Source organism: Parabacteroides goldsteinii DSM 19448 = WAL 12034, from assembly GCF_000969835.1.
In the GTDB taxonomy this organism is placed as follows: domain Bacteria; phylum Bacteroidota; class Bacteroidia; order Bacteroidales; family Tannerellaceae; genus Parabacteroides; species Parabacteroides goldsteinii.
On sequence record NZ_KQ033913.1, the window covers coordinates 1,829,154 to 1,845,367 of the forward strand.

The following is a 16,214-nucleotide window of genomic DNA, read 5'->3' on the forward strand; positions in this document are numbered from 1 at the left end:
AAACCGGGAAAGCACTTTGCAGGGTGTAAAGCCGTTTCCCAAACCGGGAAAGCATTTTGCAGGGGTGTAAAGCCGTTTCCCAAACCGGGAAAGCATTTTGCAGGAGTGCAAAACGGCGGCGCAGCATACGAAAGCATTTTTCACCTCAAACTTTTTAAAAAAGACTCATCACACTCTCTTTGCAGTTCTTCCTTAAAACGTCTTTTATATTCTTCTTCAGATAAATAGAACTCCTGATACGCAAAATAGGCCATCCCCCCAACCAAAACAGTTCCCATACCGCCTGTTATAACAATATCCGTTATATAACCTTCAGGTACCCCAATACATAAGAAAACCGTTAATAATAATATAAAAAATGGAGAAGCGATAAAAAAGCCAAACGCATACCTGACGGCCCTGTGGACTTTTTTATACCCCTTATCTTTAGCGAGTATTTTTTCCATTTCCCGGGATATGCGAGATTTGTCTTTCTGACAATGAAACCATTTTTCCATTATTTCGTTGATTATCCCTTCTTTTGTTGACGATTCCAGTCCTTCTTGTGATTTCTGGCTATTTTCTTTCTTTTTCAACCGAGACAATTCAGTTTGAGCTTCGCGTCTCTGCCTCACCAGCAGTTCCTGAAATTTGGCCTCCTGCGCAGCCATCCTATGCATGAAGTCAATTTCTATTTCTCTTTCCCGCTCACGCAGCTTCCGAGCCATTTGAGCTTCAAACTTTTTTTTATATTGCTGCTTCTTATACTCAAAGTTTTGCTTTAACATTTCCTCTCTTTTTAACCATTCTTCGGGTGTACGGGCAGGTCGTTCTTCAAGGAAAAATTCCTTTTCTTTTTTCGCTTTAACCGGTTTCCGGTCTATCGGCGTACGTTGTTCTTTCAATTCTTCCCAGAATTTCTCCTTTTTACCTTTGGCTATCTGGGCACTTTCCCATCGTTCGGCATAGGTATTAAAATCTTCCAGCACATGGTAATCGAATTTATTCACGCATTCGGATTTTATCAAAAACAGATAAGCATCTTCCTGATGTAATTTCAGAACCAGCACTTCGTTATTCCGGAAAAAAGGATGCAAAGCGCTTATGTTGTCGTCCCGTCTCATGTAGAGCGTTTGGAGAGTGGAGTTGTATTGCCATAAACCTTTCTTCTCTTCGTCATTCTGAGTGATTACAAAAGTTCCGTTTTGGTAGAAGATTAACGACTCATCCGCACCATTTTCGCCCAGTACAAACCATGCATAGGAAGGTAATATTTTAGCCATCTGCTGTCCTTTGACGACATTGCGGTGACTCTCCGATATTTCTTGCTGGAATATTTTCATTCAGATTAAATTTAGGTGACAAACTCCGTTTGAAAAACAACACTCGCAAATATAAGCAAAAAAATGGGGATAAACATTTCTGCTCATCCCCTTTTCTGTTTTTTATTGTAAAAATAATCTGTCAGAAATTATATCCGATGCGAAGGGCCAGAAGTGGCTGAGATAATCTCAGGTCTCCCCAGGATTTGAGTATATTATATTTGAATTCCAAACCGACACTCAACTGATCGGTTGCATATACTTCACCTCCTAAACCGATATTGGCTCCTAAACGAGTCTTATTCAGACTTGCGCTATTTCCCAGACTTACTTTCCAGAACGAAAGATCAAGACCTGCCAACGGATAGAAACCGAACATATCGCTCAATTTGAATACATAGTGGGCATTCACGTCGATAGCCCAGGCACTCAAACCATCATCTTTCACAAAATAAGACAAAGACGGAGCCAAACGAACCTCATCCGTCAGATTATAACGATAATCCAACCCCAACAACGCATTTCCATTCTCATTAAACCCATAACCAAGATTAAAACCGAAAGACGATTGTCCTTGCTGAGTCTGTGCAAATGCACTCATGCTGATAATTGCCAGCATGCACATAACAATTAATTTCTTCATACTCTCATTAATTTTAGTTCAACATTATGCGCAAATATAATTATTTTACTTTAAGTCTGTCTCCTGCGCTCTTAACAATACTGCGATAATAGTCTTCGTCGTAGCCAGGGAAATCAGGATATTCGGACAGCCCGTAGCCATTTTGCTTGAACTGGCCGTTTTCTTCTTTCTTAACATTTCCGTCCATGTATTTTACTAAAAGATACTCGCCGAGCTTCTTCCAACGGGCAGTTGCCTGATCGGCAGTCGTCGTACTGAACCAGGTCAGGAACCGGACTGCTTCCGCCGGATTCTTGGCATACAATTCGGAGGCAGCCTTGTCGATAGCCGGAATTACCTCTTTATAACTGTTCTCCAACTCCTGCTGAACCGGACGAATGTCTTTGATCATAAAGCTGTATTTGCCGTAAGCCTGGTTGGCCACCCAGTTGTGAATCCAGAATGCGGAAGTCCACGAGAAATTCATAATGTCCCCGTTTCCTACCCGGTAGCACTCGGGCGATTCCGTGATAGAGCAATACAGCGGAGTGAACACAGCCATATCGGCATCATCCACACCAAACCAAAGGATTCCACCGATCGCATCCGGCAACCAGTTACGCATCTGCGGAACGATTACAAAACCGGTTTGCTGCGTAGCAATGGCACGTTCGTTGGTATATTCTTGTCCATCCACCTTAAATGTCATCGGACGCCAGCGATACGGCACTTTATAAGAACCGGCTCCGGCATCTTTCGTCATATCCAGATCGGTTCCTTCAAAATGGTCGCGCATACCGTTCTGAACGTCCTGAACAGACAACAGACGGTCCGGCTTCACATACAACGGCATCGGCTCCTTGGAAGGATCGCCCTTGATAAAGTCGGTGTACTTATCCATTGTCTTATCGTATTTGCGGAAGAAAGACCATACGCGTGCTTCACAACCTCTCAATGCACTGAAGTCGTAAGGACAATAGGCCTTCTGGAAACTGAAGTCTTTATCTTTTCCGCTGAAATACCCTTTTTCGCGGGCCAAAGAAACAACATCGGGCGAATACATACAGTTTTCCTTGTCATCGAAAGGAATCTGCTGGATGCGCGACTGGTTGGCATGTGCAGAGATGCAATCATCCGGAACACGGATGGCCACCCAAACTGCGCCTTTGTTACCCGGGCCTTTACCGATCAGTTCCATCACCCATGCTTCGTTCTTGTCGGCGATAGAGAAAGTTTCGCCGCTGCTGTAATAACCGTAGTCCTTCACCAGGTCGGTCATTACTTTGATTGCTTCGCGGGCCGACTTTGAACGCTGGAGGGCGATGTAGATCAGGCTGCCGTAGTCAATAATACCTGTTGTATCCACCAGCTCCGGACGTCCGCCCCACGTACTTTCCGTAATAGCCACCTGATGTTCGTTCATGTTGCCGACAACCGAATACGTCTGTTCCACCTGCGGAATCTGTCCCAGCGGCTTATTTGTATCCCATTCCCTGACTTCCAGCATGGCGCCTTTCGGCCAGGTCGCTGCCGGCCAACGGTATAACTCGCCATACAGGGTATGCGAATCAGCTGCATAGCTGATCATCACCGATCCGTCGACCGATGCCTTCTTTCCTACCAGCAAACCCGTACAAGCCATTGCCTCCATTCCGGAAAGCAAAACGGCACAGGCTGCTGCGATAATCCATTTTCTTTTCATATAAATAAGTTTAAGCGAATAATAGCATATATACTGCCGCACCGCAAATATAGCCAATCAATGCCAATATTGAAAATCGCTTTGTATAGTACATGAAATCTATTTTCTCCAATCCCATCACCGTGACACCTGTTGCCGAACCGATAATCAGGATGCTACCGCCTGTTACGGCACAGTAGGCAAGGAATGTCCAGAATCCTCCGTCGGAAACAAAAAATTGTGCATAAGGAGCCAGGTCGGCCGTCTGCTGCACGATCGGATACATACCCATCGTCGCTGCCACCAGCGCCACGTTATCCACACAGGAAGATAAAGCTCCGATCACAAAGCTGATTAAATAAGGTTCATGCACATGCTTGTCGAGATAGGCGGACATGATCCCCAACTGTCCCGATGTTTCCAGGGCGCCTACCGCCATCAGGATTCCCAGGAAGAAAAAGATCGTCGCCAGGTCGATGTTCGGCAACAACTGGGTAATACGCAGTTTTTCCGATTCATGCACATGCAAACGGCTGTACATGACATCGGTATATATCCATAAAATAACCAGTCCCAGCAATACCCCCAGGAACGGAGGCAAATTGGTCAGCATCTGAAAGACCGGAACCAAAGCCAACGAAAGCACGCCGATCACAAAGATCACCCGGCGTGAATGATTCGGTATTTCCGGAATAAACTCATCGGCAGCCTCTTCCTCACTCATGACACGCAACTGGGCATCTTTCTTGAACAACCAGAAATGGGCAATGGAGAGCGGAACCAGCATATTAACCAATGCAGGAATAAATACATGCGAAATCTGGTGCATCGCCGTCACATTCTTTCCTACCCAGAGCAGGATTGTCGTCACATCACCGATGGGCGACCACGAACCGCCGGCATTGGCTGCAATAATCACCATACAGGCATATTTCAACCGGTCGGTCCTGTCGGGAACCAACTTACGAAGCACCGCCATAATCACGATCGCTGCCGCCAGGTTATCCAGCAAAGCAGAGAAGAAGAAAGTGGCAAAACTGATATACCACAACAGTTTCCGTTTGTTGGAGGTGCGGATATATCCCGTCACCGACCTGAAACCACCGTGTTTATCTACAATATCGACAATCAGCATGGAACACATCACAAAGAACAAGGTCTCTGCCACATTTCCCAGATGGTAAACGATAGAACGGTTGGTTATAAAATTAATAAACTGATCTTTTGCCGGCAGATTTGTCATTTCGGGGTTCTGCATCAGAAACTCTTCGAACAGAGGATTGGAACGTTCAACGAAAATATTGTAAGCGTCGAACATCAATATCATCCATAAGGAAATAGCCATAAAAAGAGCTGTTGCCGCTTTGTTGATCTTAATCTTATCTTCAAGCGCAATAGCAATGATACCCCCGATAAAAATAATTGGCATTAATATAAACATAGTTGTCCTGTTTTTGGGTCAACCTTCATTTAGAAGGGACCTATTTGAATCATACTTTATCACAATGTATACAAATAACCGATCTCTTCCGCCCAGATCGACTCGTCAGGGGTTTCAAGGATCAGAGGGATGTCGTCAAAACGAGGATCGGCCATCAGCATTTTAAAGGTTGTCATCCCCATCACCCCTTTTCCGATACTGTCATGCCTGTCTACACGGGTCGCCAGGTCTTTCTTCGAATCGTTGATATGCATTCCGCGCAAATAGGAAAAACCGATCACTTCATCGAAGTGGCGGAAGGTTTCGGTAAAGCCTTGTTCCGTTTTAATATCATAACCGGCAGCCAGCGTATGAGCCGTGTCGATACAGACACCGACGCGCGTTTTATCTTCTACCCGATCGATGATGGCTGCTATTTGTTCGAATGTATATCCCAGATTTGTACCCTGTCCGGCCGTATTCTCTATAACGGCACAGACACCTGCGGTCTGATCCAACGTCCGGTTAATCGACTCGGCAATACGAGCCAGGCAATCGTCGACCGGCAATTCGTTCAGATGACTTCCCGGATGGAAATTCAGCCGGTCCAACCCCAGTTGTTCGCAACGCTGCATTTCGTCCAGGAAAGCATCGCGCGACTTCTGCAATCCGTCCGGGTCCGGATGTCCGAGGTTAATCAGGTAACTGCCATGAGGCAGGATATGTTTCGCCTCGTAACCGAACTCCTCACAACGTTCTTTGAATAAGGAGATACTTTTCTTCGTCAACGGGGATGATTTCCACTGACGTTGGTTTCGGGTAAAGAGGGCGAATGCTTTGGCCCCGATAGCATTCGCGTTCAGAGGGGCATTCTCAACCCCACCCGACGCACTTACATGTGCTCCGATGTATTTCATTTGTTAATCGTTTACTTTATTCTTTTTGTTACTGTTCATTATTTTTCATCTTCGGTCTTACAGCCGGCAAAATGAAACTTCTCCGTCGCCTGTTCTTTTGTGACGACAAAATATACGATGTCCGCCCGCGAACAAAGTTCGTTCTGCGAATTGTATATCTCCGTCTCTATGAATATGGCATTCCGTTTCTGCTCCTTGATACGCCCCCGTATCATCAAGCGCGGTTCCCGGGTCGAGATACTTTTCAGGAAACGGGCATCCAGCCGTGAAGTCACGCCCGACGTCTGTAATTTCCTTAATACCACCCAACCTGCCAGTTCATCCATCATGGTAGTCTGTATTCCCCCATGCAATGTCTCCAACCATCCCTGGTAATGGCTTTCCGGCTCCCAGAAAGCAACTATATCTTCACCATCTTCGTAAAACTCCATGTGCAGGCCCTGCGGATTTTCGGGTGCACACCCGAAGCACATATAGCCATCCAACCCTTTCCAGGGATTAATAATCTTTTTCATACAACAACAGCTTTAAACGGATTGTTTCTTAAATAAAGAGAATTTTATACTATAAGCCGGTTACAAATATAACAAACTTATGCCGTTTTTCCCGAAGCCACAAAAAAACAGAGATAAGAGCCGTGGCCTTACCTCTGTTTCCATACTGATAATCAGATATTTTATTTTCTTTTAATCTTCAATCTCAGGCATCAGGAAATCTACGAAGCACAGGGCAGCCAGAGCTGTTCCGTATCTCTTTTCGATGGTAATACCTTCGGTAATGAAGTTCAGTTCACCCAGATAATACTTACCGTAAGTCTTCTGGTGCAAGTCGTTGATTACACGGATCAGACGTGATTCCAACTCCTCGATACGATAACGGCCGCTGACCTCGCATACCAGGCCTCCAACCTTCTCATCGAAGTTTTCGTCCTTGTACATCCAGGCGTAAACCACACCGGCAGATACAAACTCATCCTGATAACCATGCGATACCGCCATAATGGTTTTCAATTCCGTACCAAATGGAGGAAGATCGATCTCGTCCATGGTTGCAAGATGTGCAGTTGCTGGAATAACAGACGAATAAGTCATAATGTTAAAGTCTGAAATACCGGCATCATAAAGAGCCATGTGATAAGAACCTGCATGCTTTTCCAGGTCTGAATCACCACTACCCTTTGTAATAAAAAAGGTGTTTGGAATTAAATTCCCAACTTTCTTTACCATCTACAAATATGTTTTACTTAATTAATAATATGAGGGCACAAAAATAGAAACTTCTTTGGGATTATTTTCTTTACAAATGATAAAAAAACAGCTTTTTACATATTATTATTCATTTTATTTTAAGGCATATCGCATAAGGTATAATTATCAGCCGTCACGGAGACTTCCGCCAACGTCCATAAATTTCACTTATCGCCCGATTGACAAAAGTGATGGGAAATACCGGCTTTCCGGGTGAACAAATAAGAAACCCGCCGTGTTAGAATAGTAGAAACAACATAAAACTTATTAGTCATGCTTACATTATGCCTCAGTTTATTATTGTTGGTAACTAATAATAGTAATAATAGTAGTAGTCAAATAACAGATAAAAAAGAAGAAATTATGAAATTCGAATTAATTAAATTGCCTTATGCGGCAAATGCATTGGAACCGGTTATCAGTAAAGCAACAATTGAGTTCCATCACGGAAAACATTTACAGGCTTACGTAAACAACCTGAATAACCTGATTCCGGGTACAAAGTTTGAAAACGCTCCCCTGGAACAGATCGTAGCAGAATCCGACGGCGCTATCTTTAATAATGCCGGACAGATACTCAACCATAACTTGTATTTCACCCAGTTCTCCCCCAAAGGCGGCGGCGAACCTAAAGGAAAGCTGGCGGAAGCCATCAAAGCAACCTGGGGTTCGTTCGATAACTTCAAGAAAGAGTTCAACGCAGCAGGCGCCGGTCTATTCGGTTCCGGATGGGTATGGCTGGCAAAAGATAAAGACGGCAAACTTTCAATTACCAAAGAGCCAAACGGCAGCAACCCCGTTGCACACGGACTGGTTCCTCTCCTGGGATTCGATGTATGGGAACATGCTTATTACCTGGATTACCAGAACCGCCGTCCCGATCATCTGAATGCCTTATGGAATATCGTTGATTGGGATGCCGTTGGCGAAAGATATTGATATTAATAAGTAGTGTGATTTAAACCAGATAAGGCCGTCCGGGGGGAATGTTCTCCGAACGGCTTTTTGTTTACCGATCACCCCAAGGGAAAAATGTCAATTATTAAGGAAATACAGCAAACAGTTACAAGCATATAAGGTCGTAACTTTGTTATGTAAAATAGAAAGAGAAATAATAACTAAACAATAAGGAGTTAGAATCATGAAAGTAAAAGAGTTGACAAAACAAGAATTTCTGAGTAAAGTGGCCAATTATGAAGCAAGTCCCGATAAATGGATATACGAGGGTGACAAACCTTGTATCGTCGATTTCTTCGCTACCTGGTGCGGTCCTTGTAAAATGATTGCCCCTATCCTGGAAGAGCTGGCAGGCGAATATGAAGGAAAAATAGACATCTATAAGGTCGATACGGAAAAAGAAGAAGAACTGGCAGCTTCTTTCGGCATCCGAAGCATTCCTTCCCTCCTGTTCTGTCCGATGGGCGAACAACCGCAGATGGCAAGAGGTGCCATGAGCAAGGCTGATTTCAAAAAGGCTATCGAAGAAGTTCTTTTGAAGAAATAAACAATGCTATCATATTACTTACGGAACTCCTGAAAGTGCAGGCTATCGAAAGAGCAGCCGGCTTTCAGGAGTTTTATTTTGTCTACAATTTATCCGTGTAAAATATCTTTCATATCAATCACAGGCCAGGGCTTATAATCACGCCAGGCACCGCGGGTAAAGTCAGGAACAGCCACAGAGCAACTCTTGTTCAGGACAGAACGTTCGCTCAACTCGACGATACACGACCAGGCAGCCGCATCGTACACACTCTGATCCAGCGGATAACCGTTACGCAGGCAATAGATAAGACGCCAGTCCATGATAAAGTCCATACCACCGTGACCACCGACTTTCTTTGCCCGTTCGCCGATGTATTTGCTCAGCGGGTGTTCATAATCCGCCATCACTTCCTTTTGAGGCCCTTCTTTCAGGAAAGAATGCGTATCTGGCTGTACAGCCACCTTCTGCTCCGGATATTTAACAGCCATCCCTTTCGTTCCCTGCACCAGATGGATACGGGAATAAGGACGGGGCGATGTCGTATCATGCTGAATCATGATAGACTTGCCGTTCACAGTATGGATAATGGTCGTATTCATATCCCCCAGGGCATACCGTTCCGATTGGGTGATACGTTCGTCATCTTTCAGATTTTCCTTCGCCCAAAGAGCCAGGCCGAACTGGTTGGTCGAAACAGATGACAGGTAATCCATCCGGTCTCCCTGGTTGATTCCCAGAATCTGGGCAACCGGGCCGAGTCCATGTGTTGGATACGGGTTTCCGGTATGGTATTTACTGTATTCCAGGCGCCAATGTTTATAATAGCCTTTAAACTTCGAGCCTCTCAGGTCGTGGATATAAGCGCCTTCGGTATGAATAATTTCTCCCAGCAATCCCTGGCGGGCCATATTCAATGTGGCCAATTCAAAGAAATCGTAACAACAATTTTCAAGCATCATGCAATGAAGCTGCGTTTCTTCGGCCTTGTCGACCAACGCCCAACAATCCTTTACCGTTAGCGCAGCCGGCACTTCGATGGCAACATGTTTTCCATGATCCATGGCATAAAGGGCGATAGGCACGTGCAACTCCCAAGGGGTGGCATTATAAATCAGGTCGATATCATCGCGTTCGCACATTTTCTTCCAGTCTTCTTCTCCGGTATATGCGACTGCTTCTTTCCGGTTACTGTTTTTAAGTGTTTTCTGGCTATTCTCAATCCGTTCGGGATTCAGATCACAGATAGCCACAATCTCCGTTCCCTCGATCTGTGCCATACGCTCTACGGCGCCTGCCCCTCTTCCCAGACCAACAACACCGATACGGACGGTACTCAATGGTTTACAACGCAGTCCTAAAACAGATTTTCCTTTGGCCGGGGGAGACAGGTCTTCTGTCTGTGAAAAAGAACTCCCGCTGACCGGCGTATTGGCAGCATTCATCTCTTTGCCTACAACAATAGCTGCACTTCCCGCCAATGATCTTCTTAAAAATTGTCTTCTGTTAATGCTCATGATAATAGATTTTAGATTAAGTGATATTATATGAGTCGGCAAAATAAGAATTTATTTTCACTTCTACTATTTTTCTTAAAAAAATGTCTAATCTTTTTTTATTATTAATCAGGGAGATAGATTGTATTTGAAAAGAAAGATGAAAAAAAGTATACAAAAAAACGCCCTCCCCTATTGCGAGATTAGAAATAATCACTACCTTTGCACTCGCAAAACAGAAATACTGAATGCCTCTTTAGCTCAGTTGGCCAGAGCACGTGATTTGTAATCTCGGGGTCGTTGGTTCGAATCCGACAAGAGGCTCAAAGGAAAAGAGAGATTTTCCTATAAAACGTAAGTTTTGCACTGGGCAGTTACCAGAGTGGCCAAATGGGGCTGACTGTAACTCAGCTGTCTTTCGACTTCGGTGGTTCGAATCCATCACTGCCCACAGAGAACCTCAGGAATTTAATTTCTGAGGTTTTTTGTTTTATGTCATTTCGTGTTTCTGACTATCCCATGAAGGACAGGAGTGTCAAGAGTTTCATCAGTCTCACCCCCATTTCTGAAAATACGCTTTTTCCCAAAAATACATATAATATATTGATATACATCAATATACAGCCTGTTTTAAGATTCAAATTCAAGCATAAAAAACCGTTTTTTCTCTTTATTTCGGACATTTTTAGTGAGTAGTTATCCGTTAACTCACCGGTGCCTATCCGTTCTTCCTCCGGTGCCTATCCGTTTTTCTTCTGGTGCTTACCCGTTTTTCATATTATGCTTACCCAATATAACAGAATAACCATACTCCAAAAGAAGAAGTGCGTCCGAAACTTTAATAAAAAAAAGGAATAAATTGAAGAGAGAAAAAAGAGAATATAAATATAATAAGCTATATTTCAGATATATAAGTACAAAAATCTTTATCTGAACAAAAATGCAGAAAATGAAAAAGGGGGGTGAGACTGATGAGACTCTTGAGACTCTTTCCTTTTGACGCACCCCCCTTTTTAGAAAACGTATTCTCCTATTAATGGAAATATACGAATTTATACAATAGAATTTTTCTTTGTAAACTCGATGATTTCGCTGATATAACCGAAAGCAAGACCTGTCACGGTATCCGCACAGCCGTAATAGATAGCGATACGGTCAGATTCGGGATCATGCAGGGCGGCACACGGGAATGTCACGTTAGGCACGTCACCTACACATTCATAATCCTTTTGCGGAGAAAGCAAGTACGGCCCCGTGCGATATTTTACCTTCCAGGGCTGATCCAGATCCAACAGGGCGGCACCGAAGCTATATACATAGCCATTGCATGACTGCAACACGCCATGATAGATCAGCAACCAGCCTTCCGATGTCTCGATAGGAATAGGACCTGCCCCGATCTTCAGACATTGCCAGGCGCTCACTTCAAACGGAGCCGGAGCCATCACATGACGATGTTTTCCCCAAAAGCACATATCAGGCGATTCGCTGTAGAAAATGTCGCCGAACGGCGTATGACCATTGTCACTCGGACGGTTCAACATGGCGAAATTACCGTTGATCTTACGCGGGAACATCACACCGTTACGGTTGAAAGGCAGATAAGCATTTTCCAACTGATGGAATGTTTCGAAATCGAATGTATAAGCCACACCGATCGTCGGGCCATGATAGCCGTTACACCAGGTGATATAATAGCGGTCTTCGATGAAGCATACACGAGGGTCATACGCATAAACGAATTTGCCTATCTCTTCGTCGTCGCATTCGAACTCCAGCTTTGTCTCAGAAATATTCCAGTGGATGGCATCCGCACTGAAACCGACATGCAGACGCATACGGCGGTTGGTATCGTCGCAACGGAACACGCCGGCATAACCTCCCTTGAACGGAACGACAGCACTGTTGAACACACTGTTTGATGTAGGGATAATATCACGGGGGATCACCGGATTATTCGAATATCTCCAGATCACATCTTTACAATCAGCCGGGCGGTCTTCCCAAGGCATATCGGGCAGCGGTTCGCCAATAATTTTCAGTTTATCCATTTCTTATTGATTTGTTTTATTTGACAATACAAAATTACTTCTTTTCATTCAATTTCAGTTCTTCCATCAAAGCATTATACTCGACTTCATCCTTACTCATCTTGTCGTACCAGTTCTTTTTCAGCACCAACGTAGTGATAGCCAGGATCAGGATGCTGGTTATCAACGGCATGCCTTCACGGATCACGATATACATCGGGATAATGGTCAGACACATCTGCCAGATAATGCCGACAGCCACATTGAACATATCGCGTTTGAAGTTTTTATTCGCCTTCACCTGCGGATATTTGGCAACAACCTTATTATAAACTGGTTTCCAGTACCCCCAGGGACGTACGGTGATGTAGAAACGTTCCAGCGTTTCGTCTTCTACCGGAGGAGCCGCATAAGTACCGACGATACAACCGATCAAGGAAACAACCAGCAAAACTGGGAAGTAGAACAACGGCAGCATCGGAGCATTGTTGGCATACTCGCCTACCCTTTCCACAAAATGTCCGTCTACCATCGTATAGCCGTCGAAAATGAACGGACATACCATAGCGGCCAGGATACCGGTAATCATTCCCCAGAAATAACCGTTCCCGTTAAAACGCCACCAGTGCCATTTCAGCAGGTTGGCTGCAATATATCCGCCATACAAAGCAGACGTGATCCATTGCAGGACGGAGTTTACGCTCTCCACGAAGAAACCGATCACCACACTGACAACAACCACCGCTACCGTTACGATATAGCTGGCACGGATCATCGTCTTGTTGCTGGCATTCGGGTTGATATATTTTTTATAGATATCATTTACAATATAAGCAGGCGCCGCGTTGGCCGTAGAGGCAAAAGTAGACATAAAGGCAGCAAGCAATCCGGCAAGCAGCAATCCGCATACTCCAACGGGCACAAACTGGTTAATAGCATTCGGCAGGATCAGTTCGAAGTCGATCGCTCCGGTCTTTGTCGTCAAATCCAGGTCTTTGAAGAAAGCCAGCGCCAGGATCGTAAATCCCATAATCATCAGATAACGCGGGATAAGCAAGATGACAGGAACAGAACCGCTCATTAAGGCTGCTTCCTTACCGTTACGGCAGGAAAGGATCTTCTGCATATCGTAGTTGGGGGCAGGTCCCGCCATACTATTGAACACTCCTTTGAAAAGCATCATCATAATAAAAATCCCGAACAAACCGAACTGGTCGTTCATTATCTTTGTATTTACATCGCTGAAAATGTCGGTCCAATGCAAATCAAGGTTCCACCCAGGCATCAGGCTGTCCCAACCGGCAGGTACGATAGAAGCAATCGTTTCAGGGCTTACCTTCATCATAGCGATAACGGCAATCGTGATACCGGCAACCGTCATAATGGCAAACTGAACCACATCGGTCCATACGATACTCAGCATACCGCCCAGCATCACATAGATCGTGGCGATGGCTGTAAAGAATATACCGTAAGCATGCGGCACGTATTCAGCCGGTATATCAAACGGGACATACTGGGAAACAAAATTCCACGGGAAGAATATCTCCATAAATTTACCCACGCCGATAAAGCCGTAGCTAAGGAAACCCAGCACACCGATCAGGGCGTAGATAACGACAATCGTATGCGACAGGCTGGCGCCTTTGTTCTTTCCGAACCGTGTCTGTATCCATTCCGCCCCCGTCAACACATTCGACCGGCGCAGCCAGACAGAGAGATAGACCATCAGGAATATCTGGTTAAATACAGGCCAGAGCCAAGGCACCCAGGCACTTTTAATTCCATAAATAAAGGCTAGTGTAACCATCCACATAGTACCAGAGATATCGAACTGGCCGGATGCGTTAGACAAGCCTAACATATAAAAAGGTAGTGTTTTTCCTCCCAGGAAGTAGGAGTCCATGTTTTTCGACGCCTTTTTCTTTAACACTAATCCGATGACGATCATGGCCACCAGATAGAGTCCGATGATAAAGATGTCGATTGGTTGCAATTTCATGATATTAAGTTTGTTTTTAGGTTTAACGTTTAGCAAAGATATATAAAAAATGGAGAAAGTTATAAATCCTTCTGTGGAGAGTGAAGAAAGTAACTGTTTCCCTCTCGGGAGGGGAAACAGTTACAACCAGTAGTTATAGATAATCCACTTAGTCGATCGGGCAGACAGAAGAGATCATGCCGAATGTATCGTTGTCATTCAGGCTCCAGATAACTTTGTTGTTACCGTCGATCTCCATCAACTGCGGGTTGTTTGATTCTTTTGCACTGGGGTCGTGTCCCTGCCAGTTACAGATATACAGACCATTGTTTGAAGTAGGCAACAGCTGGGCAACAAAAAATAAGGAAACACCTTCGATGTCCTTTTCGCCGATCCGGCGGATTATTTCGCCTTTGTCCAGATTTACTTCCATCAGAGAATGTCCGTCACCGCAAGCTACCATGTAATTGCCGTTGTTCAGCAATACAGTGCTGTACGGAGTACCTTCCAGCTTCGTTGTTTTAACAAGTTCGCCGGCCGGAGAGATTTCACGTACTTCAGATGTAGCGAAAAGAGGCATCAGATAGTTGCCTGCCTTGTTCTTGTTCACCTGGCGGAACTGAGCATGCGGGTGGTCGATACCTGTTTCGTATACAGTTTCTGAAAGTATCTCGCCTTTCGGGCTCACTTCCATGATCTTAGCCGGATGGCCGCACCATGCCAACAGGTAATTACCGTCGGGCAATACACGGGCTGTCTGCATCTCGCAAGTATCCGGAGCCGGAATGTTCCATAACTCTTTCTGATCGCGGGTAATCAGTTTTGCACCTTTTTTATAGGCGAACAGGATATTTCCGTCCGGAGTAGCAACGGCTGAATTACATTCCCAACCTTTTTGTATAGGATGCTCCCATTCTATCTGCTTTGTATTCTTGTCAATGATAACGACTTTATTCCAGCCTGAACCGGCCAACAATAATTTCTGAGCCTTTTGCTGGCAGGAAGTGGCAGCAAATAAGAAAAGAGCAGAGCACAATAATGTGAATATTTTCTTCATGGCAATTCAATATATGTATTATGTTATGTTTAGATACAACAAGGGGCAGAGCAGAGCCCCGCCCCTTCGGAGTATAATAATTAATTACTTAGACAAATCCTGGAACTTTTCGAAACCTTGTTGCGGAGTCAAACCGTCATGAACCACTGCGTGAACAGCCTGGATCATAGCGACAGGATTTTCAGACTGGAATACGTTACGTCCCATGTCAACACCGGCAGCACCGTCGTTGATAGCCTTGTAACACAGTTCCAATGCTTCCAGTTCAGGTAATTTCTTACCGCCTGCAATCACAACAGGAACCGGACAAGCAGCAACTACTTTTTCGAAACCTTCGCAATAGTAAGTCTTCACGATATTTGCACCGTTTTCAGCACAGATACGGGAAGCCAGACCGAAGTAACGAGCGTCGCGTGCCATCTGTTTGCCGACAGCAGTCACACCCATTACAGGAATACCATAACGAGTTCCTTTATCTACAGCCTTGTACAGGTTGGCGATCGTCTTCGCTTCGTGTGCTTCGTCACCGATAGCCAACATCACAGCCATAGCTGAAACGTTCATGCGGATAGCATCTTCTATGTCGATCAGAACGTTGTCGTTCAGGTCAGTCAGGATAGAAGTACCAGCATCCGAACGCAAACAGATAGGTTTGTTTGTTGTTGTCGGGATTGAAGACTGAAGGATACCGCGTGTACACATGATACAGTCGGCATATTCAATCAGCGGTACAATATTCAGGTCGATACGTTCCAAACCTGAAGTCGGTCCCATGATGAAGCCGTGGTCGAAAGCCAACATTACGGCTTTGCCTGTTTTCGGGTTGAAGATACGTGATAAACGATCTTTCATACCCCAGGGAAGGTTTTCAGCACCTTTCACATGGAAACTCTGTTGTTGAGAGCTAACACCTAAACCGAAGTTACTGCCTTCTCTCAAATCATCTAAATCTGCCATTTTTCTATTTTCTATATTTAAA

14 protein-coding genes and 2 tRNA genes are annotated in these 16,214 nt (G+C 44.7%); 4 read left to right on the plus strand and 12 right to left on the minus strand.

Going from position 1 to position 16,214, the window contains the following annotated elements; genetic code table 11:
- Positions 1 to 140: 140 nt before the first annotated feature.
- The 7 genes from HMPREF1535_RS20520 to HMPREF1535_RS20550 form a co-directional block, all read right to left on the minus strand.
- Positions 141 to 1,322, minus strand: a complete 1,182-nt coding sequence (locus HMPREF1535_RS20520) for a hypothetical protein (protein WP_046147329.1) — start codon at positions 1,320 to 1,322, stop codon at positions 141 to 143.
- Between the two features lie 121 nt (positions 1,323 to 1,443).
- A complete protein-coding gene (locus tag HMPREF1535_RS20525; protein ID WP_007656006.1) occupies positions 1,444 to 1,944 on the minus strand; it encodes a porin family protein in 501 nt (166 codons plus the stop codon).
- Positions 1,945 to 1,984: 40 nt separating this feature from the next.
- Entirely contained in the window at positions 1,985 to 3,625 is a 1,641-nt protein-coding gene (locus tag HMPREF1535_RS20530) for a dipeptidase (RefSeq protein ID WP_007656005.1), read from the minus strand.
- Positions 3,626 to 3,635: 10 nt separating this feature from the next.
- Positions 3,636 to 5,045, minus strand: coding sequence for a sodium:proton antiporter NhaD (nhaD, locus tag HMPREF1535_RS20535; RefSeq protein WP_007656003.1), 1,410 nt, complete (start codon positions 5,043 to 5,045; stop codon positions 3,636 to 3,638).
- Between the two features lie 59 nt (positions 5,046 to 5,104).
- Complete coding sequence (gene nfo / locus HMPREF1535_RS20540; protein WP_046147330.1) at positions 5,105 to 5,941, minus strand: deoxyribonuclease IV; 837 nt, start codon at positions 5,939 to 5,941, stop codon at positions 5,105 to 5,107.
- Positions 5,942 to 5,979: 38 nt separating this feature from the next.
- The gene (locus HMPREF1535_RS20545; protein WP_046147331.1) at positions 5,980 to 6,456 is read right to left on the minus strand and encodes a PaaI family thioesterase; all 477 of its coding nucleotides are present in this window, start codon (positions 6,454 to 6,456) and stop codon (positions 5,980 to 5,982) included.
- A gap of 171 nt (positions 6,457 to 6,627) precedes the next feature.
- Positions 6,628 to 7,167, minus strand: a complete 540-nt coding sequence (locus HMPREF1535_RS20550; RefSeq protein WP_007655998.1) for a pyruvoyl-dependent arginine decarboxylase — start codon at positions 7,165 to 7,167, stop codon at positions 6,628 to 6,630.
- A 294-nt stretch (positions 7,168 to 7,461) separates the two neighbouring features.
- On the opposite strand from HMPREF1535_RS20550, the gene HMPREF1535_RS20555 reads away from it, so the two are divergent.
- On the plus strand, positions 7,462 to 8,127 hold the full coding sequence (locus HMPREF1535_RS20555) for a superoxide dismutase (protein WP_007655997.1): 666 nt from the start codon (positions 7,462 to 7,464) through the stop codon (positions 8,125 to 8,127).
- Between the two features lie 202 nt (positions 8,128 to 8,329).
- Complete coding sequence (trxA, locus tag HMPREF1535_RS20560; RefSeq protein ID WP_007655995.1) at positions 8,330 to 8,692, plus strand: thioredoxin; 363 nt, start codon at positions 8,330 to 8,332, stop codon at positions 8,690 to 8,692.
- Positions 8,693 to 8,781: 89 nt separating this feature from the next.
- Here trxA and HMPREF1535_RS20565 read toward each other — a convergent pair whose 3' ends face one another.
- Entirely contained in the window at positions 8,782 to 10,188 is a 1,407-nt protein-coding gene (locus HMPREF1535_RS20565) for a Gfo/Idh/MocA family protein (protein WP_010802818.1), read from the minus strand.
- A 229-nt stretch (positions 10,189 to 10,417) separates the two neighbouring features.
- Here HMPREF1535_RS20565 and HMPREF1535_RS20570 point away from each other — a divergent pair.
- Together HMPREF1535_RS20570 and HMPREF1535_RS20575 are read left to right on the plus strand one after the other, a co-directional pair.
- Positions 10,418 to 10,491, plus strand: a tRNA-Thr gene (locus HMPREF1535_RS20570).
- A 44-nt stretch (positions 10,492 to 10,535) separates the two neighbouring features.
- Positions 10,536 to 10,618, plus strand: a tRNA-Tyr gene (locus HMPREF1535_RS20575).
- A gap of 601 nt (positions 10,619 to 11,219) precedes the next feature.
- Here the strand turns inward: HMPREF1535_RS20575 and HMPREF1535_RS20580 are convergent.
- From HMPREF1535_RS20580 to lsrF, 4 genes are all read right to left on the minus strand, one after another.
- On the minus strand, positions 11,220 to 12,218 hold the full coding sequence (locus HMPREF1535_RS20580; RefSeq protein ID WP_046147332.1) for a glycoside hydrolase family 130 protein: 999 nt from the start codon (positions 12,216 to 12,218) through the stop codon (positions 11,220 to 11,222).
- A 34-nt stretch (positions 12,219 to 12,252) separates the two neighbouring features.
- Positions 12,253 to 14,199: a sodium:solute symporter family protein gene (locus HMPREF1535_RS20585; RefSeq protein ID WP_046147333.1), complete on the minus strand. Its 1,947-nt coding sequence runs from the start codon at positions 14,197 to 14,199 to the stop codon at positions 12,253 to 12,255.
- Positions 14,200 to 14,347: 148 nt separating this feature from the next.
- On the minus strand, positions 14,348 to 15,235 hold the full coding sequence (locus tag HMPREF1535_RS20590; protein ID WP_010802815.1) for a beta-propeller domain-containing protein: 888 nt from the start codon (positions 15,233 to 15,235) through the stop codon (positions 14,348 to 14,350).
- Positions 15,236 to 15,319: 84 nt separating this feature from the next.
- On the minus strand, positions 15,320 to 16,192 hold the full coding sequence (gene lsrF / locus HMPREF1535_RS20595) for a 3-hydroxy-5-phosphonooxypentane-2,4-dione thiolase (protein WP_007655985.1): 873 nt from the start codon (positions 16,190 to 16,192) through the stop codon (positions 15,320 to 15,322).
- Between the last annotated feature and the right edge of the window lie 22 nt (positions 16,193 to 16,214).

Coding starts and splice junctions, on each gene's coding strand:
- HMPREF1535_RS20520 (WP_046147329.1), bottom strand. CDS start 1,322: ATGAAAATATTCCAGCAAGAAATATCGGAGAGTCACCGCAATGTCGTC.
- HMPREF1535_RS20525 (WP_007656006.1), bottom strand. CDS start 1,944: ATGAAGAAATTAATTGTTATGTGCATGCTGGCAATTATCAGCATGAGT.
- HMPREF1535_RS20530 (WP_007656005.1), bottom strand. CDS start 3,625: ATGAAAAGAAAATGGATTATCGCAGCAGCCTGTGCCGTTTTGCTTTCC.
- nhaD (WP_007656003.1), bottom strand. CDS start 5,045: ATGTTTATATTAATGCCAATTATTTTTATCGGGGGTATCATTGCTATT.
- nfo (WP_046147330.1), bottom strand. CDS start 5,941: ATGAAATACATCGGAGCACATGTAAGTGCGTCGGGTGGGGTTGAGAAT.
- HMPREF1535_RS20545 (WP_046147331.1), bottom strand. CDS start 6,456: ATGAAAAAGATTATTAATCCCTGGAAAGGGTTGGATGGCTATATGTGC.
- HMPREF1535_RS20550 (WP_007655998.1), bottom strand. CDS start 7,167: ATGGTAAAGAAAGTTGGGAATTTAATTCCAAACACCTTTTTTATTACA.
- HMPREF1535_RS20555 (WP_007655997.1), top strand. CDS start 7,462: ATGCTTACATTATGCCTCAGTTTATTATTGTTGGTAACTAATAATAGT.
- trxA (WP_007655995.1), top strand. CDS start 8,330: ATGAAAGTAAAAGAGTTGACAAAACAAGAATTTCTGAGTAAAGTGGCC.
- HMPREF1535_RS20565 (WP_010802818.1), bottom strand. CDS start 10,188: ATGAGCATTAACAGAAGACAATTTTTAAGAAGATCATTGGCGGGAAGT.
- HMPREF1535_RS20580 (WP_046147332.1), bottom strand. CDS start 12,218: ATGGATAAACTGAAAATTATTGGCGAACCGCTGCCCGATATGCCTTGG.
- HMPREF1535_RS20585 (WP_046147333.1), bottom strand. CDS start 14,199: ATGAAATTGCAACCAATCGACATCTTTATCATCGGACTCTATCTGGTG.
- HMPREF1535_RS20590 (WP_010802815.1), bottom strand. CDS start 15,235: ATGAAGAAAATATTCACATTATTGTGCTCTGCTCTTTTCTTATTTGCT.
- lsrF (WP_007655985.1), bottom strand. CDS start 16,192: ATGGCAGATTTAGATGATTTGAGAGAAGGCAGTAACTTCGGTTTAGGT.